At 42.2% G+C, this 22,945-nt stretch carries 23 protein-coding genes; 19 read left to right on the top strand and 4 right to left on the bottom strand.

Going from position 1 to position 22,945, the window contains the following annotated elements:
* The first annotated feature begins 2 nt into the window (after positions 1–2).
* Genes ACQ93I_RS05540 through rfbD form a run of 6 tightly spaced genes read left to right on the top strand, consistent with a single transcriptional unit; the run spans position 3 to position 6,508 of the window.
* Entirely contained in the window at positions 3–1,505 is a 1,503-nt protein-coding gene (locus ACQ93I_RS05540) for a GH3 auxin-responsive promoter family protein (protein WP_431697555.1), read from the top strand.
* Between the two features lie 3 nt (positions 1,506–1,508).
* Positions 1,509–3,245, top strand: coding sequence for a DUF6909 family protein (locus ACQ93I_RS05545; RefSeq protein WP_431697556.1), 1,737 nt, complete (start codon positions 1,509–1,511; stop codon positions 3,243–3,245).
* Positions 3,246–4,265, top strand: a complete 1,020-nt coding sequence (rfbB, locus tag ACQ93I_RS05550; protein ID WP_431697557.1) for a dTDP-glucose 4,6-dehydratase — start codon at positions 3,246–3,248, stop codon at positions 4,263–4,265.
* Entirely contained in the window at positions 4,262–5,119 is an 858-nt protein-coding gene (gene rfbA / locus ACQ93I_RS05555) for a glucose-1-phosphate thymidylyltransferase RfbA (protein WP_431697558.1), read from the top strand. Before rfbB ends, rfbA begins: the two co-directional genes overlap by 4 nt.
* Position 5,120: 1 nt before the next feature.
* Positions 5,121–5,669, top strand: a complete 549-nt coding sequence (gene rfbC, locus ACQ93I_RS05560) for a dTDP-4-dehydrorhamnose 3,5-epimerase (protein WP_431697559.1) — start codon at positions 5,121–5,123, stop codon at positions 5,667–5,669.
* Positions 5,666–6,508, top strand: a complete 843-nt coding sequence (gene rfbD / locus ACQ93I_RS05565) for a dTDP-4-dehydrorhamnose reductase (protein ID WP_431697560.1) — start codon at positions 5,666–5,668, stop codon at positions 6,506–6,508. The genes rfbC and rfbD overlap by 4 nt, the downstream gene beginning before the upstream one ends.
* Here the strand turns inward: rfbD and ACQ93I_RS05570 are convergent.
* Complete coding sequence (locus ACQ93I_RS05570) at positions 6,496–7,155, bottom strand: SRPBCC family protein (RefSeq protein WP_431697561.1); 660 nt, start codon at positions 7,153–7,155, stop codon at positions 6,496–6,498. The genes rfbD and ACQ93I_RS05570 overlap by 13 nt on opposite strands.
* Positions 7,156–7,330: 175 nt before the next feature.
* Between ACQ93I_RS05570 and ACQ93I_RS05575 the strand changes: the two genes are divergently transcribed.
* Together ACQ93I_RS05575 and ACQ93I_RS05580 are read left to right on the top strand one after the other, a co-directional pair.
* Complete coding sequence (locus ACQ93I_RS05575; RefSeq protein ID WP_431697562.1) at positions 7,331–8,320, top strand: UDP-glucuronic acid decarboxylase family protein; 990 nt, start codon at positions 7,331–7,333, stop codon at positions 8,318–8,320.
* A 63-nt stretch (positions 8,321–8,383) separates the two neighbouring features.
* Positions 8,384–9,163 (top strand): glycosyltransferase family 2 protein, encoded by a 780-nt coding sequence (locus ACQ93I_RS05580; protein WP_431697563.1) that lies wholly within the window; start codon positions 8,384–8,386, stop codon positions 9,161–9,163.
* Here ACQ93I_RS05580 and ACQ93I_RS05585 read toward each other — a convergent pair.
* Positions 9,152–10,459, bottom strand: coding sequence for a phenylacetate--CoA ligase family protein (locus ACQ93I_RS05585; RefSeq protein ID WP_431697564.1), 1,308 nt, complete (start codon positions 10,457–10,459; stop codon positions 9,152–9,154). The two genes, ACQ93I_RS05580 and ACQ93I_RS05585, sit on opposite strands and share 12 nt — an antisense overlap.
* A 90-nt stretch (positions 10,460–10,549) precedes the next feature.
* On the opposite strand from ACQ93I_RS05585, the gene purD reads away from it, so the two are divergent.
* Entirely contained in the window at positions 10,550–11,821 is a 1,272-nt protein-coding gene (gene purD / locus ACQ93I_RS05590) for a phosphoribosylamine--glycine ligase (RefSeq protein WP_431697565.1), read from the top strand.
* On the opposite strand, the gene ACQ93I_RS05595 is transcribed toward purD, so the two are convergent.
* Positions 11,818–12,048, bottom strand: a complete 231-nt coding sequence (locus ACQ93I_RS05595) for a DUF6341 family protein (RefSeq protein WP_431697566.1) — start codon at positions 12,046–12,048, stop codon at positions 11,818–11,820. The genes purD and ACQ93I_RS05595 overlap by 4 nt on opposite strands.
* 40 nt (positions 12,049–12,088) lie before the next feature.
* Between ACQ93I_RS05595 and ACQ93I_RS05600 the strand changes: the two genes are divergently transcribed.
* From ACQ93I_RS05600 to ACQ93I_RS05610, 3 genes are all read left to right on the top strand, one after another.
* Entirely contained in the window at positions 12,089–13,009 is a 921-nt protein-coding gene (locus tag ACQ93I_RS05600; protein WP_431697567.1) for a DUF6427 family protein, read from the top strand.
* 112 nt (positions 13,010–13,121) lie between these two features.
* The gene (locus ACQ93I_RS05605) at positions 13,122–13,733 is read left to right on the top strand and encodes a DUF4254 domain-containing protein (RefSeq protein ID WP_431697568.1); all 612 of its coding nucleotides are present in this window, start codon (positions 13,122–13,124) and stop codon (positions 13,731–13,733) included.
* 9 nt (positions 13,734–13,742) lie between these two features.
* On the top strand, positions 13,743–14,780 hold the full coding sequence (locus ACQ93I_RS05610) for a glycosyltransferase family 9 protein (RefSeq protein ID WP_431697569.1): 1,038 nt from the start codon (positions 13,743–13,745) through the stop codon (positions 14,778–14,780).
* 152 nt (positions 14,781–14,932) lie between these two features.
* Here ACQ93I_RS05610 and ACQ93I_RS05615 read toward each other — a convergent pair whose 3' ends face one another.
* Entirely contained in the window at positions 14,933–15,985 is a 1,053-nt protein-coding gene (locus ACQ93I_RS05615) for a 2Fe-2S iron-sulfur cluster-binding protein (RefSeq protein WP_431697570.1), read from the bottom strand.
* A 93-nt stretch (positions 15,986–16,078) separates the two neighbouring features.
* Here ACQ93I_RS05615 and ACQ93I_RS05620 point away from each other — a divergent pair, with 93 nt between their 5' ends.
* From ACQ93I_RS05620 to ACQ93I_RS05650, 7 genes are all read left to right on the top strand, one after another.
* Positions 16,079–17,563: a DUF5687 family protein gene (locus ACQ93I_RS05620; protein WP_431697571.1), complete on the top strand. Its 1,485-nt coding sequence runs from the start codon at positions 16,079–16,081 to the stop codon at positions 17,561–17,563.
* Between the two features lies 1 nt (position 17,564).
* Entirely contained in the window at positions 17,565–18,314 is a 750-nt protein-coding gene (locus tag ACQ93I_RS05625; protein ID WP_431697659.1) for an ABC transporter ATP-binding protein, read from the top strand.
* Positions 18,315–18,351: 37 nt separating this feature from the next.
* A complete protein-coding gene (locus ACQ93I_RS05630; protein WP_431697572.1) occupies positions 18,352–19,233 on the top strand; it encodes a CPBP family intramembrane glutamic endopeptidase in 882 nt (293 codons plus the stop codon).
* A 161-nt stretch (positions 19,234–19,394) separates the two neighbouring features.
* Positions 19,395–21,926, top strand: coding sequence for a tetratricopeptide repeat protein (locus tag ACQ93I_RS05635; RefSeq protein ID WP_431697573.1), 2,532 nt, complete (start codon positions 19,395–19,397; stop codon positions 21,924–21,926).
* Positions 21,926–22,339 carry a bactofilin family protein gene (locus ACQ93I_RS05640; RefSeq protein WP_431697574.1) on the top strand — a complete coding sequence of 138 codons (414 nt, stop codon included), beginning with the start codon at positions 21,926–21,928 and terminating at the stop codon, positions 22,337–22,339. Before ACQ93I_RS05635 ends, ACQ93I_RS05640 begins: the two co-directional genes overlap by 1 nt.
* The gene (locus ACQ93I_RS05645) at positions 22,299–22,529 is read left to right on the top strand and encodes an AtpZ/AtpI family protein (protein ID WP_431697575.1); all 231 of its coding nucleotides are present in this window, start codon (positions 22,299–22,301) and stop codon (positions 22,527–22,529) included. Before ACQ93I_RS05640 ends, ACQ93I_RS05645 begins: the two co-directional genes overlap by 41 nt.
* Positions 22,526–22,930 carry a hypothetical protein gene (locus ACQ93I_RS05650; protein WP_431697576.1) on the top strand — a complete coding sequence of 135 codons (405 nt, stop codon included), beginning with the start codon at positions 22,526–22,528 and terminating at the stop codon, positions 22,928–22,930. Before ACQ93I_RS05645 ends, ACQ93I_RS05650 begins: the two co-directional genes overlap by 4 nt.
* The last annotated feature ends 15 nt before the right edge of the window (positions 22,931–22,945 follow it).

Consider the following 22,945-nt stretch of genomic DNA (forward strand, 5'->3'; position numbering starts at 1 on the left):
GTATGTCAGTAAAATCAATTGCAGCTAAAATATTCGCAGCTTACATTCGGCGCCAAATCAATTCCTGGGCAACTAAACCAGTAGAGACCCAAAAAAGGGTTTTTGAGCAGCTCTTAAAAAAGGCGGCGGATACCGAATTTGGAAAAGATCACGGATTTAAGAACATCTCCAGCTACCGCGAGTATGCCGCTCGTGTGCCTGTAAGAGATTATGAAGAGCTAAAACCTTATGTAGAAAAGGTGGTTGCGGGCGAGAAAGATATTCTTTGGCCGGGCAAACCTATCTACTTTGCCAAGACCTCGGGTACTACCAGTGGGGCGAAATATATTCCGTTGACTAAAGAATCTATGCCCACACATATAGATGCAGCACGAAATGCCATTTTGTGCTACATCAATGATACCGGGAAAGCCGATTTTGTAGATGGAAAAATGATCTTTCTCCAGGGGAGCCCCGAACTTGATGAGAAAAACGGTGTGAAACTGGGCAGGCTCTCCGGAATTGCAGCACATTATGTTCCAGGTTACCTGCAACGCAACAGAATGCCTTCCTGGGAGACAAATACTATTGAAGACTGGGAAACAAAGGTGGAAGCTATAGTAGGTGAAACTGTAAAGGAAGATATGACCGTTATTAGCGGGATTCCTTCCTGGGTACAAATGTATTTTGAAAGACTACAGGCACGCACAGGAAAGAAGGTGGGAGATATCTTCCCTAATTTCAACCTTTTCATTTACGGCGGTGTCAACTTTGAACCTTACCGTGCAAAATTTGAAAGTCTGATTGGCCGAAGGGTGGACAGTATTGAACTTTTTCCTGCTTCAGAAGGCTTTTTTGCATATCAGGACAGGCAGGATGAAAAAGGTATGTTACTACTACTTGATTCAGGCATCTTCTATGAGTTTATTAAGGCTGATGAATTCTATTCTGAAAATCCGCGGCGATATACCATTGGGGAAGTGGAGCTGGGAATTAACTACGTGATGATCATTTCTACTACTGCAGGGTTGTGGGCGTACAATCTGGGTGATACCATTCAGTTCACCTCTCTCGCGCCTTACAGGGTGATAGTTTCAGGGAGGATTAAGCATTTTATTTCGGCTTTTGGAGAGCACGTTATTGCCAAGGAAGTGGAGCAGGCCATGCAGGAAGCCACGGCAGGCACAGGTATCCAGATCACCGAGTTCACCGTGGCACCACAAATCACTCCCGAAGGAGATCAACTGCCGTACCACGAATGGTTTATTGAATTTGAGGAAGAACCCAAAGATTTAGGTACTTTTGCAGTAGCATTAGATAAATCTCTTCAGCAGCAAAACTCCTATTATCTGGATTTGATAGAAGGCAAGATCCTTCAGCAATTAAAAATCAACCCCGTTCCCACAAATGGCTTTCAGCATTATATGAAGTCCATTGGAAAACTGGGCGGGCAAAACAAACTACCAAGACTATCTAACGATCGTAAGATTGCCGAAGTTTTGGAAAATATAAAAAACAGCAAATAAATTATGGGTAATTTAAAATTACAGGGACGTACAAGAGCACAGGAAAGCTCCAACGCTATAGAACGCATGTATATTACTATGCGTCACCTCTTTAACAGGGGGTTCTATAAGCCCATGGGAGTTTCGGGGGAAACCCTGCGCGAAGCTCTTTTAATTCTTCGTCCCGAAATATATGGCTCTGTAGCCGAAGAAAAAGTTGAGCTTAACGGACTTCTGTACGTCATGGACAGGCTTCCGCTTGGCCTTGAAGAATGTCGCTTCATCAACCTCACCAGCGATGAAGGTTACGGTAATTCTCACTTTAAACCTATCGTTCCTCCAAAAAGGCGCAGAAACTGCTACAGGATCGATGAGGAGCAAATGAATATTGAGATCACCCGCGGGCGTTCAGAAATTTATGATATTCTTACTCACCTCACTTTCCTTTTTATCGAATCTCACAAGATCATGAGACGGGTGCTTATTGATGAAGAAGGAGAAGTATCGCGTGACTGGCAAAAGCTGGAGGTTGCGGTGACTCAAAAGGAACCTTTAACCCAGGCGCAGCGTGAAGTTGCACTTACTCACACGGCTAATATTCTTGGCCGTACCTTTAGGGAAGTGACCACTATTTATCCCCTTTTTAGCACCTCAACCAGTCCCGAGAGATTTTTGCATATCATTTATTACCTGGGGAAACTGGCGTTAGATGAAATGCTCAACAACAACAAACGTATCGTGACCTTTAGCCCTGTGCTTAGAGAACGCCTGGGACATCACATTCACGGGGAAATTTGGGCAAATAAGGTAAAGGAAGTTCTCCTGGAGAAAAACCTGATGAACCGTCCTTTGCACATTATAAGTGCAAACATGCACAGCGTGATGAATACGCTTTATGCTTCGGAAGCTTTAAAACCTGAGCTCAAGAAAAAATCCCTCTTCGGAATCTATGAAGATCTTAGTAACAATGCCAATGGGCAGCTAAGAATGAAAGTGATGAAAAATGCTGTTGCTGAAGGAATGGTCTTTATTGAAGATACCAGTGGTGCCAACATTGATGTACAGGTTTTTGATAGCGCCAGGATGTCGTTGGTAGATCCAAAATTCAAGAATGGTAGTAAGGTAAAGGATGAAGATAAGCCGGTGATCATGGTTATGGATTACGCTTTTGGAGAGCAGGCTTACGAAACCATGGATGAAATGCTGAAGCCTTACCAGTCCGAACACGGTAATATTCACCTGAATGTAGCCTCAATCTCTATCATGGGGAAAGCCGGAATTCTTGTAGGGGGTAAGGGTGATATCATGATCCCAACCGCACACCTTTTTGAAGGTACAGCTGATAATTATCCTTTTCACAATGAACTTTCCAAAGAAGACCTTGAAGGGCAAGGAATCCACGTGTGCGATGGTTCTATGATCACTGTTTTAGGAACTTCCCTTCAAAACAAAGACATCCTAAAGTTTTTCCACGAATCTACATGGAACGTAGTGGGGCTGGAGATGGAAGGTGCGCATTACCAAAAGGCTGTACAGGCTGCGGCAAGGTTAAGAAAAAACATCAGTGAAGATGTTAAGGTAAGATATGCTTATTATGCATCAGATAACCCGCTGGAAACAGGAAGTACTTTGGCTTCAGGCGGACTTGGAACTACCGGCGTAAAACCGACCTATCTTATTACTGAAAAAATACTGGAACAAATTTTCGAAGTTCCGAAGGTATCCGAAAAAGAGAAAGAACCTAAAAAAGAGAAAGCATAAATGAACGATAAACAATACACTCTGGTTACAGGTGGAGCCGGTTTTATAGGTTCCAATTATATCAATCTTTTTATTCAGGATAAAGATACTCACATAGTCAACCTAGATCTGCTCACCTATGCCGGAAGTCTCGACAACCTGGAAGTAGACGGGCAGGAGAATTATACTTTCGTAAAAGGGGATATTAGAGACAAGGAGCTGGTAAAAAATCTCTTCGAAAAATACCATTTTTCGAGGGTGATAAATTTTGCAGCCGAATCTCATGTAGATAATTCTATTCTGAATCCTGCGGCCTTCGTTGAAACAAACATCAATGGAACCTTCAACCTTTTGCAAACTGCCTATAATCTTTGGATGGATGGCCCATTTGAACTGAAGGAAGAGTACAGCGACGCTAAATTCCTTCACGTATCAACCGATGAGGTCTATGGCACATTGGGAGCTGAAGGATTGTTTACAGAAGAAACTCCGTATGCGCCAAATAGTCCGTATTCGGCTTCAAAAGCAGCTTCAGATTTTTTGGTTCGCAGTTATTTCCATACCTATGGAATGCCTGTTTTAACAACCAACTGCTCTAATAATTACGGACCTCATCAACACGATGAAAAACTGATTCCTACTATTATTCGAACAGCCCTAAAAGAAGAACCTATTCCCATTTATGGAGACGGCAAGAATGTGAGGGACTGGTTATACGTTTTAGATCATTGCAAAGGCATCAACCTGGTACTCAAAAATGGCAAATTTGGAGAGACTTATAATATTGGTGGCCGCAATGAACGGGAGAACATTTACATTGCCCAGAAGATTTCTGAAATTCTTGATAAACTGGTTCCTCGTGAAAACGGCGAAAGTTACACCCAGCTAATCACTTTTGTGAAAGACAGGCCGGGGCACGACCAGCGTTATGCTATAGATGCTACAAAACTTGAATCACAACTGGGTTGGAAAGCCGATGAGAACTTTGAATCGGGTATAGAAAAAACGGTACGTTGGTACCTGGAAAAATACAGGGCATGAAAGGCATAATACTGGCAGGAGGATCGGGAACAAGACTTCACCCTTTAACGCTTGCGGTGAGCAAGCAGTTAATGCCGGTGTATGATAAGCCTATGATCTATTATCCGCTCTCCACTTTGATGATGGCAGGAATTAGGGAGATCCTCATAATTTCCACTCCCAAAGATCTGCCTTTGTTCAGGGAGCTGTTGGGAGATGGAAGCCGGTATGGATGCGAATTTCAATACGCAGTGCAGGATGAGCCGAGGGGACTTGCCGAAGCCTTTATCATTGGAGCCGATTTTATTGGTAATGATAAAGTCGCTCTTATTCTGGGAGATAATATTTTTTATGGTTCGGGACTTGATAAACTGCTGCAAAGCAATAGTGATCCCAATGGCGGAATGATCTTCGCCTATCACGTGCATGACCCAAATCGCTATGGGGTTGTTGATTTTGACGAGACAGGAAAAGTAATTTCTATTGAAGAAAAACCCGTTTCTCCCAGGTCAAATTTTGCGGTTCCGGGAATTTATTTCTACGATAATGAAGTGGTAGAGATCGCCAGGGGCATAAAACCTTCAGGAAGGGCAGAACTTGAGATCACCGACGTGAACAACAATTACCTCAAAAAAGGGAAGTTACAGGTGAGCATTCTGGATAAAGGTACGGCCTGGCTCGATACCGGCACCTTTGATTCCCTGATGAAAGCTTCACAATTTGTGCAGGTCATTGAAGAACGACAGGGATTGAAGATAGGGGCAATAGAAGAAACCGCCTATAATATGGGCTATATAGATAAACAGCAGCTGCATAAGCTGGCCCAGCCTCTTTTAAAAAGCGGGTACGGTGAATACCTTTTACAATTAGATTAATATGTTAGAAATTGAACAGACTCCTTTAAAAGATTGTTTTTTGCTGAAACCTACAGTTTTTCGCGATCACCGCGGCACGTTTCTGGAAAGCTTCAGCCAAAGGAGATTTGAAGAGGTAACAGGCCTGGAAATGGAGTTTGTGCAGGACAATCAATCATCTTCCAAAAAAGGTGTTTTGAGAGGCCTTCATTTTCAGAAGGGAAAATATGCGCAGTCAAAATTGGTGAGAACAGTGGTGGGGAAGGTACTGGATGTTGTAGTAGACCTTCGCCCTGATTCTCCAACATACAAAAAGTCATTTAAAGCAGTTCTAAGCGACGAAAACCACCATCAGCTCTTTGTGCCTGCCGGTTTTGCCCACGGCTTTCTCACGCTGTCTGAAATGTCGGTTTTTGCATATAAATGTGATCAGTATTTTAATAAGGAAGCAGATGCTGGGGTTTATTACAACGATCCTGCTTTCAACATTGATTGGGAGTTCCCCCAGGATAAACTTATTCTTTCAGAAAAAGATGCTAATCTTCCAACTTTTGAAGAATTGGGCCTATGAAGATTTTAATTACCGGTGCAGGAGGACAGTTGGGAAAATGCTTTAAAGAGGCTTCCCTCAAATACCCGAACCTCAATTTTACTTTCACAACCTCCAGCGATCTCGATCTTTCACAATTTGCAGTTGTGGGAGCCTTTATGCGCAGGGAAAAGTTTGACATCTGCATGAATTGTGCTGCCTACACAAACGTGGAGCAGGCAGAGAAGGAGCAGGAAATGGCTTATCTAGTTAATGCGGAAAGTGTGAGAAATTTGGCAAGAGACTGTGAGGAAACCGGCTGTACCCTTATCCATATTTCTACAGATTATGTCTTTAATGGAAAGAAAGATTCTCCATATATTGAAGAAGACGCCACAGATCCCCTGAATGTTTACGGGGCATCAAAGTTGCTGGGTGAGCAGTACATTCAGGAGGCTATAAACCGGTATCTCATTTTCAGGACTTCATGGCTGTATTCGGAAATTGGAAAGAATTTTTTCAGCACAATAAAACAAAAGGCCCAGGCAGGCGAAACATTAAACATTACAACTTCCCAAAAAGGAACACCAACTAATGCTCATGATCTGGCAACTTTTATCCTGAATATCATCGCCGAAAAAAAGATAAAATTTGGATTATATCATTACAGCAATCTGGGAGAGGCTACCTGGTTTGACTTTGCTAAAGAAATTCTTGAGATAACCGGTTCCGATGCAGAGTTGATTGAAAACAATGACTACCAGACATTAGCCGTGAGGCCGTCTTACAGTGTACTGAATAAAGAAAAGGTACAACAGGTCTTTGACCTGCCTATTCTTCACTGGAAGGAGAGCTTAAAGAAGCTCTATCAAAAGTTGTAATCTCTCTCAATAAACCATTTAAAGTGGCGTACATCCTCTTCAACCATATCTTCAAAGACAGGGTTTAAAAGACGGGCCGCACTTTCTCCGGGTATACCACCAGGGGCGTGATAGGAGATCACAATGTGTAGCTCTGTTCCTTCCCCCGCATCGCGAAATTCTACTTTTCCGGCATTTTCAATAGATGAACCCGGTAAAGATTGCCAGCCCAGCAGTTCAAAAGGTCTTTCCTTTACAATTTCACTTTTCCACCTTAGCGTACCAACATGTCCCGGTAAATGGGCTTCCCAAACCGAAATACTGTCGTTTAGACTTTCCACACTTTCAAGGTGCTCCATGAACAGCGGAAGGTTTTCAAGGTTCCGCCAAAAGTTATAGACTTCTTCCCGGGGTTTATCCACTACTAAACTCAGCTGAATATTTACATTACGACTGCGATTGTCGGGTTTGGTTTTTCCAATGGCGTTATACAGAAAACAATTTCCCGAGATCCCCCTGTATAGCAGGTAACCGGCAATAACAGCTTCAATGCCGCTTTTCTTTTCCTTTCCCAATGCATCATAAAGAAAATAGGCTCCTGCCAGGAAAGAAGCCCCTCTTTCGGCATCGCTTACATTGGTGTTGAGGTGTCGTAATAAATTTCTCATAGGTGGTAATTTTCTGTTGTTAGCCTAATTTACTCATATTGCGGGCAATGCTTAGTTTCAGTTTTGCTTAAATTGGGTTAAATTATTCTTAAATACAACATTAACTGCTGCTGCTGTACCTTCAGGAACAGCTGTATCCCTTAAATTTTATTACTTTCGAGGGTAAAACCAACCAATGAAGAAAAGAATCCTCATCACCGGGGCTGCAGGATTTCTGGGATCCCACCTGTGTGATAAATTTATAAATGAAGGTTACCATGTGATTGGAATGGACAATCTTATCACAGGTGACAAAAGAAATATAGAACACCTTTTTAAGCTGGAGAATTTTGAGTTTTACCATCATGATGTGACCACTTTTGTGCATGTACCGGGAGATCTGGACTATATTTTGCATTTTGCATCTCCTGCCAGTCCCATAGATTACCTTAAGATCCCTATCCAAACCCTAAAAGTGGGCTCTTTGGGAACTCATAACCTTTTAGGGCTCGCCATGGTGAAAAAGGCGAGGATCCTTATTGCTTCTACTTCGGAAGTTTACGGAGACCCGCTGGTACATCCTCAAACCGAAGAATACTACGGCAACGTGAACACTATTGGCCCCCGCGGCGTATATGATGAAGCTAAAAGATTTCAGGAATCTATTACCATGGCCTATCACCGTTTTCACGGACTCGAAACCAGGATAGTGCGAATCTTTAATACCTATGGGCCCAGAATGAGGTTAAACGACGGGCGTGTGATCCCTGCATTTATCGGACAGGCTTTGAGAGGGGAAGACCTTACCGTTTTTGGAGATGGTTCACAAACCAGGTCTTTTTGCTATGTAGATGACCAGGTAGAGGGAATATACAGGCTGTTGCTAAGTGACTATGCCTATCCCGTGAATATTGGAAATCCTCATGAGATCACAATTAAAGATTTTGCTGAAGAAATCATCAGGTTGACAGGAACAGATCAAAAGATCATATACAAACCTCTGCCCGAAGATGACCCCATGCAGCGGCAACCCGATATTTCTAAAGCTAAGGAGGTTCTGGGCTGGGAGCCCCAAGTTTCACGTAGCGAAGGGATGAGAAAGACCTACGAATATTTTAAAGATCTTAGTGAGGAAGAACTCTATAGAAGTGAACATAAAGACTTCTCAAAACATATCCGAAAATAGCATTTTTGAGGCCTTATGTTTTGGCTGTTCCGCAGGAATTTTTATAATGGCTAAAACCTGAAAATGATGAAAAAGTCTTTGGTTTCTGTCATTATGCCGGCCTATAACGCTGCCGGTTTTATTGCTGAAAGTATTCGCTCTGTACAGCAGCAAACCCATTCTAACTGGGAGTTGCTGGTGATTGACGACGCCTCGCATGATGCTACCTCAAAAATTACTGAAGGTTTCAAAGCCGAAGATGACCGCATTAAACTGCATGTACTGCCCACAAACCAGGGAGCCGGTTTCGCCCGAAATATTGGCATAAAAGCGGCTACAGGAGATTTCATCTCCTTTCTGGATGCCGACGACCTCTGGAAGCCCCAAAAGCTGGAAAAGCAGCTTAAACTAATGCAGGAGGAGCAAGTAAGGGTTTGCTATGGCAGCTATGAACTCATGAACGAAGACGGTGAAAGCATTAACAAACAAATAAAGGCACTCAAAACCCTCACTTTTTCAAAGCTCAAGAAAGCAAATTATATTGGCAACCTCACTGGAATCTATGATGCCCGATCACTGGGGAAGATCTATTGCCCGCTTATCAGGAAAAGACAGGATTGGGGCCTTTGGCTGTTAGCAGTGAGAAAAGCAGGTGGCGCCAAAGGAATTGAGGAACCGCTCGCCATCTACCGGGAACGCAGAGGCTCAATTTCCCAAAACAAAACGGAGATGCTTCAGTATAACTATAAGGTTTATAGGGAGGTGCTCAAATATTCTGCTGTAAAAAGCCTTTTTTGGATGGTATTGTTCCTGTGGGAGCAACTTTTTGTGAAACAGAAACAGAAAGTCTCCTTACACAAGTGATTCAAACTGCTTCAGCTTTCCTCTTTTGCTTCGGTCGAGCAGCAGTTTATGTTCAAAGCTGAGGTTTAACCCTTTTTCGAGATAAGTTTCCATAGCAGCTTCGATCTTTTTCTTTTGAGGCGGCTTTAATTCATCTTCAGAAACATAAATCACTTTAAAAGAGCCGGGAGCCGTTTGCTGCACAAAAAATTCTTTGATATTTCCGCTGTTTTCAATCACAGTTTTGGTGACGTAATAGAAAGTCAGGCCGGGTACTACTTTTCCACTCGGTAAAACGGCAACATCATTTGTCCTTCCTAAAAGTGTCTTCAAAATGCCCTTTTTGACACCTGAGTTTTCAGCAAGAGCGCCGCTGTCGCCAATGTCGTATCGAATAAAAGGATGCGCTTTGTTGTAGAGCGAGGTAATAATAATGCGTCCCTCTTCGCCCGGGGCTACGGCTTTGCCTGTCTCGTCCAGAATTTCCACAAAGAGGGTCTCACTGTTGAGTATCAATTCCCCTGCGGTATTCTGAAATGCCAGCAGCCCCAGTTCACTCGCGCCGTATTCATTGACAATTGGTACCCCAAAGGTCTCTTCCATAAGTTTCCTGTCTTCCTCAAACAACATTTCACTGGTGACAATACAAAGCCTCAGGCTGGGACAAATATTCTTTAGAACGAGGTTCTTTTTCTGAAGGAATTTAGCAAAGAGCAGAATAGAGCTGGTGTAGCCGTTTATGTATTCAAAAGGCCTTTTCTGAAACTTCAGCAGGAATTCTTCCATTTTTTTATCATTGAGATTGAAAATGGGAAACCGGTATCTCCTGCCAAAGTAATCTTTTAGCCGTTCTTTGAAATAGCCATACTGGTCAAAGGGAATTCCGTAGAAGCGGGCCTGTAAAGACTTGTCGAGGTCAATATTGTACCAGCGGTAACGGTCGTAAAATTCGGCCCACGAGAGGGCGTGGCAAAATTTGTCTTTGGCAAAAATGAAAGGATGGCCGCTGGAGCCGGAAGTCTTCCCCACATAGCTGTTCCCGGAGTTAAAACCTTTGCTGAAGCGTTGTTCAAGGGGCCGTTGCAGGTCTTTCTTCTGCATTACCGGCACCTCTTCCCAGGTGTTGAATTCGCTGCTTCCGAAGAAATCCCGGTAAAATTGATTGTGCTTTAAATGGTGTTCAACAATTTCTCTTTTTCTTTCCCCGATATAGGTTTTATATTCTTCCTCCGGAATATTCCGGATCTCTTCCAGGACTTTTTTAGCCTTCTTTATGGGAAAACGGTTGAGTTGTAAGGAGAGGCTGAACCAGTTCAAAGTTGAAATTAAAATTGTTTTTTACGCCAATTAGTTAGCGCTTCAATTTACAAACAATTATTTTTGAGCCAAGAAAGAAAACACACACCTATGAATATTCTCATCCTTGGTTCAGGAGGCCGCGAACATACTTTCGCACATCTACTATCTCAAAGCAGTCACTGCGATAAACTCTTTATAGCGCCAGGTAACGCCGGTACCTCAGCTATAGCTACAAATGTAGCTTTGAGTGTCAATGATTTTGAAGCTGTAAAAGAGCTGGTGCTAAGGGAAAAAATTGAGATGATGGTGGTGGGTCCAGAAGATCCCCTGGTTAATGGTATCGTTGATTTTTTCAGGCAGGATGAGCAATTGAAGCAGGTAGCGGTAATTGGTCCGTCAAAAAGAGGTGCTTTGCTGGAAGGAAGTAAAGAGAGAGCCAAGGAGTTTATGGCCATGCACAACATTCCTACCGCGGCATATGAGAGCTTTACTAAAGATAGTCTTGCCGCCGGAAAGGAATTTCTTACCACCCTCAAGCCGCCGTACGTGCTAAAAGCCGATGGTCTTGCTGCCGGAAAAGGTGTCCTGATCCTGAATTCTCTTGAAGAAGCACAGAATGAGCTGGAAAATATGCTCACCCAAAATAAATTTGGATCTGCCGGAAATACCGTGGTGATCGAAGAATTCCTTGACGGGATTGAACTCAGTGTTTTTGTACTTACCGATGGTAAAAATTATAAGATCCTGCCAACAGCAAAGGATTATAAGCGTATTGGCGAAGGAGACACAGGCCTAAATACCGGCGGAATGGGTGCAATTTCCCCTGTTCCTTTTGCCGATGAGGTCTTTATGCAGAAGGTTGAAGAGAGAATTGTAAAACCGACTATTGCCGGGCTTGAAGCCGAAGATATTGACTATAAAGGTTTCGTTTTTATTGGTCTTATTAAAGTTGGAGAAGAGCCTTATGTGATTGAATACAATGTAAGAATGGGTGATCCCGAAACAGAGGTTGTATTACCCAGGGTAGAGTCTGATCTTGTTGAGGTGTTTCAGAAAATTTCTGAAGGAAAACTGAGCGAAATTGAGCTTAAGGTGAAGAAAGAAGCTGCAGCAACTTTAATGCTGGTGTCTGGCGGATACCCTGAAGATTACGAAAAGGGAAAAGAAATTACCGGTCTTGATGCCATCGACGGATCAATCGTTTTTCACGCAGGAACTGTAGAAAAAGATGGAAAGGTTTTAACCAATGGTGGCCGTGTTATCGCTATCACCTCTTTTGGAAAAGATTTCCAGGAGGCCATAAAAAAATCTTATCAAAATGCCGAAAAACTTCATTTTGATAAGATATATTTTAGGAAGGATATAGGTTTTGACCTCTAGCCCAGGAAAGAATGTGCGCTGGTTTCGCGCTTTTCCTCGTTACGGTCGTTGAATTTCTTTAGCTGCAACATCCAGTAAATAAAAGCTGCTGCCGCAATTAACATAAAGATCCAGTTTACAGCGTTTGCCAACCACCAGCTATCCAGTTCTAAATTGGCAAGCTCGTTGAACGGTGCGAACAGGTAATCTTCAAAAATGGTCTGTATCCCCTCGAAAAAATCCTTCATAGTAGCTATATTTAACTCCACAAAAATATAAAAAACCCTAATGCTAACAAGCTTTTTTAGCAATTCAAGGCCTATTAACTTCATTGTAGTGGCCGTGTACATCTTTATTTTTTATCTTTTTGCTAACCTGCAGGCACTGTTTTCGGCGCCTTTTTGGGTCATTTGGCAGGAGGTAGGAATGTTCCTGATACTGGTGCTGAGTGTTTTTATTCTCAATTTTATTTCGGGAAGAAATGAGCTTACGGGGCGAAACGCCTATAAAAGTATTTTGTTTGCAGGTTTTCTTTGCATGTTTAGCGCTGCATTGCAAAACAATGATGTTATAATAGCAAATTTATTTCTACTCCTTGCGCTGCGCCGCATCCTGTCTCTTAAATCGCAGCGGGAAACAGTGAAAAAGATCTTTGATGCAACTTTCTGGATAGGGGTAGCATCGCTGTTTTATTTTTGGAGCATTCTTTTCTTATTCGTGGTCTACTTCGGCCTGCTGGTACATGTGGGGCACAGGTTTAAAAACTGGCTGGTGCCGGTGGCGGCCCTGCTGGCACTGCTCTCCATTGTTACAAGTGCAGATCTTTTAATTACCGACACCTTCTACACCCTGGCCGACTGGATCCAGGCAATTAACCTCGATTTTGAGCAATATCAAAATTTGTCCCTTCTCATTCCTGCGGCTTTTCTCTTTGCGCTTACGCTGTGGTCATCTTTTTTCTATGTTCTAATTATTCAAAAGGCCAGTGCCAACGCCAAATCTTCCCTGTTCATAATTTTACTTTGTGCCGGGGTGGCTTTAACAGTTGGGGTTCTGGCACCTACCAAAAATGGCAGTGAATTGATGTTTTTCTTTGCGCCATTAGCAATTGTGGTAACCAATTACTTTCAAAGTATGAAAGACCAGTGGTTCAAAGAAATGTTGTTTATAACCATAATCCTGCTGCCTGTGCTGCTTCTGCTGCTGTAACAAAGCTTCAGAAGATTGAAAATGACCCTGCAAAAAAGCTAAAAATCCGGTACCTTTGCCAGAATTGTTAATCGGTGGTTTTTCTTCCGAAGAACCTCTAAAATTTCAGCATATGTTTTCAGATAAAGCAAATAAGATCTTTCAGGAAGTAATAGAGAAGTATCATGAGATAAACACGGTAGGGCAGGAGTTTCACAACCCTTACAACGAGAAGGAACAGCTCCTGGAGCACCTTTTGTACCGCAAGTGCTGGATTGATACCGTACAATGGCATTATGAAGATATTATTCGCGATCCAAACATTGATCCTGTTGCAGCGCTTAAGCTAAAAAGGCAAATTGATGCCTCAAACCAGGATCGTACCGATATGGTGGAATACCTTGACAGTTATTTTCTTGACAAGTATAAAGAAGTGGAGCCAAAAGAGGATGCGACGATCAATTCTGAAAGCCCTGCCTGGGCTATTGACAGGCTTTCTATCCTGGCGCTCAAGATCTATCACATGAACGAAGAGGCCAATCGCGTTGATGCCGGGCAGGAACACATGATTAAATGCCAGGCAAAGCTCGATGTGTTGCTGGAGCAGCGTGTAGACCTTTCTACGGCAATCAATCAGTTACTCGGCGATATCGCCAGTGGTGATAAATACATGAAGGTGTACAGGCAAATGAAGATGTACAACGATGATGATCTTAACCCTGTTTTAAGAGGGGCTAAAAAATAGCATTTTTGGATGGAAAGACCGCACCACATTTTAGTTATACGTCTCTCGGCCATGGGAGATGTGGCTATGATGGTACCGGTTCTCAAAGCTTTTACTGAAAAATATCCCGATGTTAAGCTCACCCTGCTTACCCGACGGTTTTTCGCCCCCATGTTTAAAGATCTTCGGAATGTTCAGATTTTTGAAGCTGAAGTAAAAGGAAGACACAAAGGCATCTTTGGACTCAAAAAGCTTTCTTCAGAATTGCTCGACCTGAAAATTGATGCCGTTGCCGACCTTCACAATGTACTGCGGTCTAATATTCTGAAGTTATTTTTTAAGCTGAAGGGAATCCCGGTACGCCAGCTGGACAAAGGCCGGAAGGAAAAAAAAGCCCTCACCCGAAGCAATAACAAGATCTTTGAACAACTGAAGGCAACCCATGAGCGGTATACTGAGGTTTTTGATAAACTTGGCTACCCCATAGAGATCAATTCTGTGCAGGTACTGCAAAAGCAGGAAGTGACGGAGAATTTAAGCGCTATTACAGGGGAAAAGGATAAGAACTGGATAGGAATTGCACCTTTTGCCCAGCATGCTTCCAAGGCTTATCCCGAAGATCTCATGAAAGAGGTTTTACTGAAGCTTCAAAAAGGGCAAAATTTGAGGATATTTTTGTTCGGGGGAGGTAAAGAAGAAACCGCAAAACTGGCCGCGTGGGAGAAAGAATTTCCCAATGCTGTTTCAGTAGCCGGGAAGTTATCTTTTGAAGAGGAGCTTTCTCTTATCTCAAACCTTGATCTTATGCTGGCTATGGACAGCGGTAACGGACACCTCGCAGCCAATTTTGGAGTGCCGGTGATCACTATTTGGGGGCTCACTCATCCCTACACAGGATTCGCCCCTTTCCGTCAACCCGAAACAAACTCCCTGCTGCCCGATCTTCAGAAATACCCTGCTATTCCCACTTCCATCTACGGAAAAGACATTCCGCAAGGATATGAAGAGGTGATGAGGAGCATTCCGCCGCAAAAGGTAGTGGAAAAGATAAATGAAATATTGAACTGATATTTGAAAGCTTAAGCACCAAATTTTTTCAAATTCCAGATTTAAAATACCAAAAAGGGGTTCCAAAAATGTCATTTTTGGAACCCCTTTTTTTAAAGTGAGAAGTCTCTCACATCTAAAATCTAAAATCTCCCCTTTCGGGGGTCGGGGGGCTAGACATCATCATAATCCACTTTCAAGGTGCTTGAAGTGGGGTGTGCCTGGCAGGTTAGCACAAGGCCTTCTTCGATCTCGCTATCTACTAAAATGGAATTTTTTTCCATTTCGGCGGTTCCTTCTACAATTCGCGCAACGCAGCTGCTGCAAATTCCGCCCTGGCAGGAGTAGGGCACATCAATATCATTGTCTAGCGCCATTTGTAAAACAGTCTTATTCTTGGGCATACTCAAGGTCACCTCCTCCTCATCAACTTTTATGGTGAGTTGGGTTTCTCCTTCAAGATTAGATTTTATTTCTCCTTCAACTTCAGTATTAAAGAGTTCAAATAGAACCTGCTCTTTTGTGATGTTGTTCTTCAGGAGGACTTCAGAAACTTTATTGATCATCTCTTCAGGCCCACAAAGATAGAAGCGGGTAAAAGTGGTATCCTTAAACTTGTTTTTCAGCACATAATTCACCGTGCCTTCATCAATCCTTCCGTAGTGGCAGTTTTCTTCATTACACCTGCTGTAAACAAACTCGATAAAAAGCCTGTCTGGGTGCGCTGCCTGTAGCTCCAGTAATTCTTTAAAAAAGATGGTTTCGTCTGGAGTACGGTTACCGTATACAAGTACAAAACGGCTGTGTTTCTCTTGCTGTAGTACTGTTTTTAGAATAGACAATACAGGAGTTATCCCGCTCCCGGCTGCAAAAGCTGCATAGGTGTGGGGATGGCCGTCCTGTACCGGTTCAAAGATAAATTTACCTTCGGGAGGATGCACATCCAGTACATCTCCGGCTTTTAATTTGTTATTGGCCAGTACAGAGAAAGTTCCGCTTTTTACCTCTTTTACAGTAACCTTAAAGGTGTCGTCTGTAGGCGGAGTACAAAGGGAATAGGCTCTACGAACTTCCTTTCCTTCTATAGTGGTTTTTAATGTAACGTATTGTCCTGCTTTAAAGGAAAATTCGGTTTTTAATTCCTGTGGTATTTCAAATTCGAGACTCACTGCCTCTGCTGTTTCCCTGATTATATTTTTAATCTTTAACGGAAAGAATTTGCTCATTTTTTGGGTATTTGCCGACAAAAATACAAAGTATGAGAATTTATTTCTGTAACAAAATCGTAAATTTCATTACTTGTAAGGTAAAGTAATACAATGTATCAAAGGTTTATTTCTCTTCAATGGAAGGCTTTTTACCGCTCGGCCAGCTTTGGCAGGAGTATGGGGCTCAAGATATTCATGGCCTTTATCGCGATTTATTTCTCACTGGTGTTCCTCACCCTGGGGATTGGCCTGTACCCTTTGCTCAAGGAAGCTTTCCCGGAACAGGAGCCACTGCAAATCGTTAATAGGTTTCTACTGGTCTATCTCGCACTGGAACTGCTAATGCGTTTTATGCTGCAAACGCTTCCGGTAATGACCATAAAACCTTTGCTGTCCTTACCCATTCTCAAGTCTAAGGTGGTAAATTACGTGTTATTCCGCTCCCTGTTCTCTTTTTTCAACTTTTTGCCGCTATTGTTATTTGTTCCGTTTGCGGTTTTTACAGGATATAAGATGGAATATCCGGTTCTTTCCATAACGGCCTGGGCGGTGGCTGTAATTGGACTTATCTTATGCATAAATTATCTCAATTTTCTTCTGAAAAAAAAGTTTGCAGATGATCTCAAGGCACTGCTTCCTTATCTTATAATCGCTCTTGCTCTTTATGGCCTTGAAAGATTTGATATTTTTAGTATAACTGAAGTTTTTGCGAGCGGATTAAACTATGTGCTCGAAATGCCATTTTTGGCACTCCTGCCACTACTGCTTGCCTTTGCTCTTTTTAAATGGAACCAGAAGGTTCTTAAAAGCCGGTTTTACCTTGATGAATCGCTTAAGGCCAAAGTAACCGAAGCAAAGTCACAGGATTTTGCGTGGCTTCGCCGCTTTGGAGGTATAGCACCTTTCCTTCAGCTTGACCTTAAGCTAATTTGGCGCAATAAGAGGCCCAAAACCCTCATCTTTATATCGTTGCTCATCATGGGCTACGGCATGATCTTTTATCCGCAGGACACCTACCAGGATTTGCCTTCGGTATTCGTTTTTGTCGGCATCTTTATGACGGGGATCTTTATGATCAACTTCGGGCAGTTCATTCCTGCCTGGGATTCATCGTATTATTCTATGATGATGGCGCAAAATATTCCGCTTAAGCAATACCTCAATGCCAAGGCAGCACTTATCATCTTCAGCATTGTGATCTTAACAATATTAACTACCCCTTATGTCTTTTTCGGGTATAAAATATTGATTATCAATATAGTTTGTGCTATTTATAATATTGGGATCAATGTGCCGGTACTTTTATTTGCCGGATCTTTTAACAGAAAAAGAATAGACCTTGAAAAAAGCCCTTTTATGAACTACCAGGGAACAGGAGCAGCGCAATGGCTGGTTGGCCTGCCCTTACTTATTATGCCCATACTCATATTTTGGGTGCTGAATAAATTCGTTTCCTTTGAAGTTGCCACCATAGTTTTGGCAGCTTTAGGATTGCTGGGCATAATATTTAAAAAAGCCATAATGGAACAAATAACCGAGGCTTACAGAAAAAATAAATATGCCATGATCAATGGCTTTAAACAAACAGGAGAATAAGATGATAACAGCTACAAATCTTACAAAAGTTTACAGCGGTACAAAGGTACTTGATGTTGAACATCTGGAAATCCCAAAAGGACAAAGCTTTGGCTTGGTGGGAAATAACGGAGCCGGAAAAACCACATTTTTCAGCCTTTTACTTGACCTTATTCAGCCAACTACCGGGAGTATTTTTAATAATGACATCACGGTAAGCCAAAGCGAGGCCTGGAAACCCTTCACCTCTTCTTTTATTGATGAGAGCTTTCTTATTGGCTACCTCACCCCCGAAGAATACTTCTATTTTGTAGGGGAACTTCGCAATCGCAATAAAGCCGATGTTGCTGCTTTTCTGCAGAATTTTGACGAATTTTTCAACGGAGAGATTCTTGGCAGGAAAAAATACTTGCGAGACCTGTCAAAGGGAAATCAAAAGAAGGTAGGTATTGTTGCCGCTTTAATTGGTGATCCTGAAGTGGTGATTCTAGATGAGCCTTTTGCAAACCTCGATCCAAGTACACAGATACGCCTTAAGGCGCTAATCAAGAAATTAACGGCAGGTTCTGAGATGACGGTTTTGATCTCCAGCCATGATCTTATTCATGTGACCGAGGTGTGCGAACGTATTGTAGTTCTCGACAAAGGGCATGTGGTGAATGATATTAAAACTTCGGAAGCTACCCTCAAAGAGCTGGAGCAATATTTTGCCGGGGCAGCGGTGCAGGTAGATGAGGAGCAACAGGAAAATTCTTTTAAAACTGAAGTTTAATAAACTACAATTTTCCCATGTGTCTTAGCAGCATTTCATGAGAGATATTGATTTCATATTTACGGGATGGGCGAGAATATTACTATTCCTGTTGCCTTACCTGGCTATACTCGGCATTTTTCAATTGATAGGTTTGGCAGTAGCCGGCAGTTCTGTTTATGATACTGTTTCGAGCCTGAGTTCTGAACAGGATCTAATTACTTCCTTTTTTTGCCTTTTAGGCACTTTCCTGGTGCTCTGGATATTTATGAAATACCTTGATAAGGAGAAATTCGTGCAGTTAGGTTTTCAGACAAAAGGTCGACTTGCCGATTTCGGTACGGGAACATTGGTGGGATTTATTACTATGTTCTCCGGATTTTTAATACTGATGGGAATAGGAGAAATAAGTTATTCCGGAGTGAATTTCGATATTTCTGAATTGTTGATATCAATATTGTTCTTCCTCGTCATTGCAGTTGTAGAAGAAACTTTAGTGAGAGGATATGTGCTTAAGAATTTGATGCTTTCAACCAATAAATATGTAGCGCTCATTATTTCTTCTGTTATTTTTTCTTTGATGCATGGGGCCAACCCAAATATGAGCCTTTTTAGTTTCATTGACCTTTTTTTTGCAGGGATGATCCTGGGAGTTTCTTACCTGTACACCAGGAATTTGTGGTTTCCTATTGGTTTGCACTTTGGATGGAACCTTTTCCAAACTCACTTTGGGTTCAATGTGAGTGGCCTGGATGTATACTCCTTAATTGAGATTAATTACACTTCAGCTAATTTGTTCAACGGCGGGGAATTTGGGTTTGAAGGTTCTGTGTTTTCTGTGGCTGCGCAGCTTCTTATTTTTGCAGGTGTTGTAAATTATTACCACAGGCCGTCTGGAATTTATCACCTGCAAAGTCTGCTTTTATGGAGCAGGAAATAAATGATTACTGTCTTTAAAGATATTTATTTAATGCCTAAGATTTAGAAGTCTGTATCTTTGTTTTAATGGCATAACATCCCGGTTTTTTTTCGCTATTTTTACCCGCCACAATAATAATTACAGCAGTTATAAGTTATTGCTAATAAGAACGATCACTTGATTTGAAATTAACTATAAAGGTTACTGCCATTTTTTTCCTGTTGGTTGCCTTAACAGGTTGCTCGAGAAAGAAGAACACTTTCCTGAACCGTAACTGGCATGCCGTTACAGCCGAATACAACACACTCTATAACGGGAATCTCGCTCTTGATCTTGGTATTGAGGCACTTAATGAGAGCTATAGGGACAACTACTGGCAGATTCTTCCGGTAGAACGAATGGAAATTCGTGATGAGGTTATGGCTCCCGGAGAAACCTTAAACCCAAACTTTCTTGTAGCTGAAGAAAAAGCGGTGAAAGCAATTCAACGGCATTCCATGTTGATTGAAGGATCTGAGAATAATCCGCAGATAGATGAGGCCTATCTGTTATTGGGAAAAGCCCGGTACTATGATCAGCGCTTTGTACCTGCGCTGGAAGCATTTAATTACATTCTTCATAAATATCCTCTTAGCAATACCATCAATGAAGCGCGGATTTGGAGAGAAAAGACCCATATGCGGCTGGAGTTTGATGAACTTGCCATAAAGAACCTTAAGAAGATACTTGACAATGAAAAACTTGAGGAAGCTAACCGTGCCGAAGCTTCGGCAATGCTGGCCCAGGCGTATATCAACATCAAAGCTCCCGACAGTGCTGTAGCTTATCTTGAACGTGCTGCCGAAATAACTGATTTTAAAGATAAAGAAGGTCGCTATTGGTATATTACAGGGCAGTTATATGATGTGCTGGGCAAAAGCGACAGGGCTTCTTACGCTTTTGACCAGGTAGTTGACCTGAACAGGAAAATACCCCGCATATACCTGGTCAATGCCATGATTAGGCAAATTGAGTACAGCAATGCAACAGCCCAGGATAAGGCTGTGATACTGGAGGAGCTCAATTCCATGGCAAGAGATCGCGAAAACAGGCCGTATCTTGATAAGATCTATTTCCAGCTGGCTGAATTTCATTATCAGCAGGATTCCGTAGCATTGGCCATAGATTACTACAATCGCTCCCTTCGTACTCCTTCAGGCAATACCTACCTGCAGTCTTTAGACTATCAAACGCTGGGAAATATTAATTTTGATGCCGCCCAATTTGAGGTTGCCGGCGCCTACTACGACAGTACGCTCACAATGCTGCCAAATAATAGCAGGGAATACCGCCTCATAAAGAGAAAGAGAGACAATCTTGACGATGTGATCTATTATGAGAAAATGGCTCAGAACGCCGATAGTATTTTACATTTGGCCTCTCTAACCAAAGAAGAACAACTCGACTACTTTACCCAATACACCACTCAATTGCGAGAAGCGGCTGTTGATGCAGTAGAACAACCTGAACAACAACAGGCTGCTCAGGAATTTTTTGAGACTAAACGCCCTTCAATGCCCGGTGTGCCAAATCCCGGATCTTCTTTTTACTTCTATAACCCTACTGTGGTTGCCTTCGGAAAACAGGAGTTTTTCAGGTTGTGGGGTGACAGGGAACTTGCCGATAACTGGCGTACCCGCAGAATAAGCGGAGGGGGAGAAGACCTTGCGACTGAAGGTGTGAACGATCTAATTGATAATGATCCAAAATTCGATCCACAGAGTTATATCAGTAAAATTCCACAGGATGTGGCGGTATTAGACAGTCTTAAAAAGGATCTCAATTTTGCCAGTTATCAACTCGGATTGATCTATAGGGAAAAATTCAGTGAAAATGCGTTGGCGGCCGATAGACTGGAATTTGTATTGGCAAATCAGCCCGAGGAAAGATTGGTGTTGCCTGCAAAATACAATCTCTACAAAATTTACTCAGACCTGGGAATGCCCGGAAAAGCACAATCTCTTAAGACTGAAATTCTGATGACTTACCCCGATTCACGGTATGCGGCAATACTTTCAAATCCTGAAAGCCTTTTACAGGATGAAAATAACCCCACAGCAATTTATGAAGAACTGTATGCCAGATATGAAGATCAAAAATATGACTCTGTCATTGTAAAAAGTAACCGTTTAATTGAACAGTTTGCAGGCGATGAAATTGTACCAAAACTGGAGCTTCTAAAAGCGATGGCCGAAGGCAGGCTTTATGGATTTGAGGCTTACAAAGAAAGTCTCAATTATGTAGCACTTAACTACCCGCAAACTGTTGAGGGTAAAAAAGCACAGGAAATTATCGACAGGGCATTACCTACCATGGCAGCAGCTGAATTTATGCCTCAAAACTCTGGCAATTCCTTCAAGTTAATATTTCCGGTTAATAGGGAAGAAAAAAAGGATTTTGACAGCCTGCAACAGCCTCTTGTAGATGCCCTTCAGGAATTTGGATATTCGGGAGAGGTTTCACGGGACGTTTATAATTCAAATCAGGATTTTATAGTAGTACATGGATTCTCTTCAGCAGCAGCAGCTAATTTATTTGCGCAACGGCTTGAAGAGGAAGATAAGTATGCTATTGACGAAAAATCTTTCTATATTTCGACCCCAAATTACCGGATCGTGCAGATCCATAAGAATATAGAAAATTATTTAGAGACTTTAAATTCCCCCTCACCCTAATGTTTAAGCAGGAAAAAGCAAAGCAGGTAAAAGAAAACAGCAAGGAACAAAACAAGATTTCCCAGGGCACAAAAATTACCGGAAACATTGAAGCTAAAGGCTGTTTTCGAATTGATGGGCATGTGGAAGGAACGGTCAAAACCCCCGGAAAAGTAGTTATTGGCAAAGATGGTTCTGTAACAGGAGAGTTGAGTTGCGAAAATGCCGATATTGAAGGAAAATTCAACGGGAAACTGAAAATTACAGGCACCTTAAGTTTAAGAAGTACTGCAGTTATAGATGGGGAAGCCGTAGTTGCGAGGCTGGCCGTAGAGCCGGGCGCAACATTTAATGCCACCTGTACCATGCGTGGCGGCGTGAAAGCGATTCGCAATGAAAGAGGAGAAAGACAAGAACAAGAACAGTCAGCTTAAAAACTGGGCGGTATTTACCGGGATTGCTTTTCAAATGGGTGCCACAATTTTTTTGTGTGCATGGATAGGGAAAAAGCTGGATGAAAGATACCCCATGGAAAAGAACTGGTTTACTATAGGCTTTGTACTTTTTGGCCTGGTAGCTTCAGTTTATGTCGTTTTAAAACAGCTCAAACGCTACAACAATTGAATCCTCTTATTTTTAAAGATCTTTTCAGGTTTGTCCTCCTTCTTTTTCTTGTTGCGGGATTGAGCTATGGGGTCCATTATTTTGTTGTCACTTCCTATTTTTCGCAGCAAACTCTGGAGCTTGTAAATTTTGCTTATAAGTTTAATGTGGGCATCACACTGCTTTTTACCTCTACCATTATTTTAGCCAGCTCACATCTCAAAGAGCAACTCGGATTTATATTTCTTATTAGTGGTATGGTGAAGCTGGGAATTTTTTATTTCCTCATCAAGACTTCAGGATTTGACCTGGACAAATCTGTCTTTTTACATTTTTTTGTTCCTTATGCGCTTTCTGTGGTGGTGGAAATTATCTATATCGCAAAAATCCTCAACCGAACTAACTTCTCGAAAGACAGATAATTAGGGCGAGTACAG

Source organism: Salinimicrobium sp. WS361, assembly GCF_050750585.1.
Classification (GTDB): domain Bacteria; phylum Bacteroidota; class Bacteroidia; order Flavobacteriales; family Flavobacteriaceae; genus Salinimicrobium.

Excerpts from the sequence above, each read along its gene's own strand:
- ACQ93I_RS05580 (WP_431697563.1), top strand. The coding sequence starts at position 8,384 with ATGATGAAAAAGTCTTTGGTTTCTGTCATTATGCCGGCCTATAACGCT.
- ACQ93I_RS05540 (WP_431697555.1), top strand. The coding sequence starts at position 3 with ATGTCAGTAAAATCAATTGCAGCTAAAATATTCGCAGCTTACATTCGG.
- ACQ93I_RS05570 (WP_431697561.1), bottom strand. The coding sequence starts at position 7,155 with ATGAGAAATTTATTACGACACCTCAACACCAATGTAAGCGATGCCGAA.
- ACQ93I_RS05595 (WP_431697566.1), bottom strand. The coding sequence starts at position 12,048 with ATGAAGGATTTTTTCGAGGGGATACAGACCATTTTTGAAGATTACCTG.
- ACQ93I_RS05610 (WP_431697569.1), top strand. The coding sequence starts at position 13,743 with ATGGAAAGACCGCACCACATTTTAGTTATACGTCTCTCGGCCATGGGA.
- ACQ93I_RS05545 (WP_431697556.1), top strand. The coding sequence starts at position 1,509 with ATGGGTAATTTAAAATTACAGGGACGTACAAGAGCACAGGAAAGCTCC.
- rfbD (WP_431697560.1), top strand. The coding sequence starts at position 5,666 with ATGAAGATTTTAATTACCGGTGCAGGAGGACAGTTGGGAAAATGCTTT.
- ACQ93I_RS05605 (WP_431697568.1), top strand. The coding sequence starts at position 13,122 with ATGTTTTCAGATAAAGCAAATAAGATCTTTCAGGAAGTAATAGAGAAG.
- ACQ93I_RS05625 (WP_431697659.1), top strand. The coding sequence starts at position 17,565 with ATGATAACAGCTACAAATCTTACAAAAGTTTACAGCGGTACAAAGGTA.
- ACQ93I_RS05645 (WP_431697575.1), top strand. The coding sequence starts at position 22,299 with ATGAAAGAGGAGAAAGACAAGAACAAGAACAGTCAGCTTAAAAACTGG.
- ACQ93I_RS05575 (WP_431697562.1), top strand. The coding sequence starts at position 7,331 with ATGAAGAAAAGAATCCTCATCACCGGGGCTGCAGGATTTCTGGGATCC.
- ACQ93I_RS05615 (WP_431697570.1), bottom strand. The coding sequence starts at position 15,985 with ATGAGCAAATTCTTTCCGTTAAAGATTAAAAATATAATCAGGGAAACA.
- ACQ93I_RS05620 (WP_431697571.1), top strand. The coding sequence starts at position 16,079 with ATGTATCAAAGGTTTATTTCTCTTCAATGGAAGGCTTTTTACCGCTCG.
- ACQ93I_RS05630 (WP_431697572.1), top strand. The coding sequence starts at position 18,352 with ATGAGAGATATTGATTTCATATTTACGGGATGGGCGAGAATATTACTA.
- rfbB (WP_431697557.1), top strand. The coding sequence starts at position 3,246 with ATGAACGATAAACAATACACTCTGGTTACAGGTGGAGCCGGTTTTATA.
- ACQ93I_RS05600 (WP_431697567.1), top strand. The coding sequence starts at position 12,089 with ATGCTAACAAGCTTTTTTAGCAATTCAAGGCCTATTAACTTCATTGTA.
- purD (WP_431697565.1), top strand. The coding sequence starts at position 10,550 with ATGAATATTCTCATCCTTGGTTCAGGAGGCCGCGAACATACTTTCGCA.
- rfbC (WP_431697559.1), top strand. The coding sequence starts at position 5,121 with ATGTTAGAAATTGAACAGACTCCTTTAAAAGATTGTTTTTTGCTGAAA.
- ACQ93I_RS05640 (WP_431697574.1), top strand. The coding sequence starts at position 21,926 with ATGTTTAAGCAGGAAAAAGCAAAGCAGGTAAAAGAAAACAGCAAGGAA.
- rfbA (WP_431697558.1), top strand. The coding sequence starts at position 4,262 with ATGAAAGGCATAATACTGGCAGGAGGATCGGGAACAAGACTTCACCCT.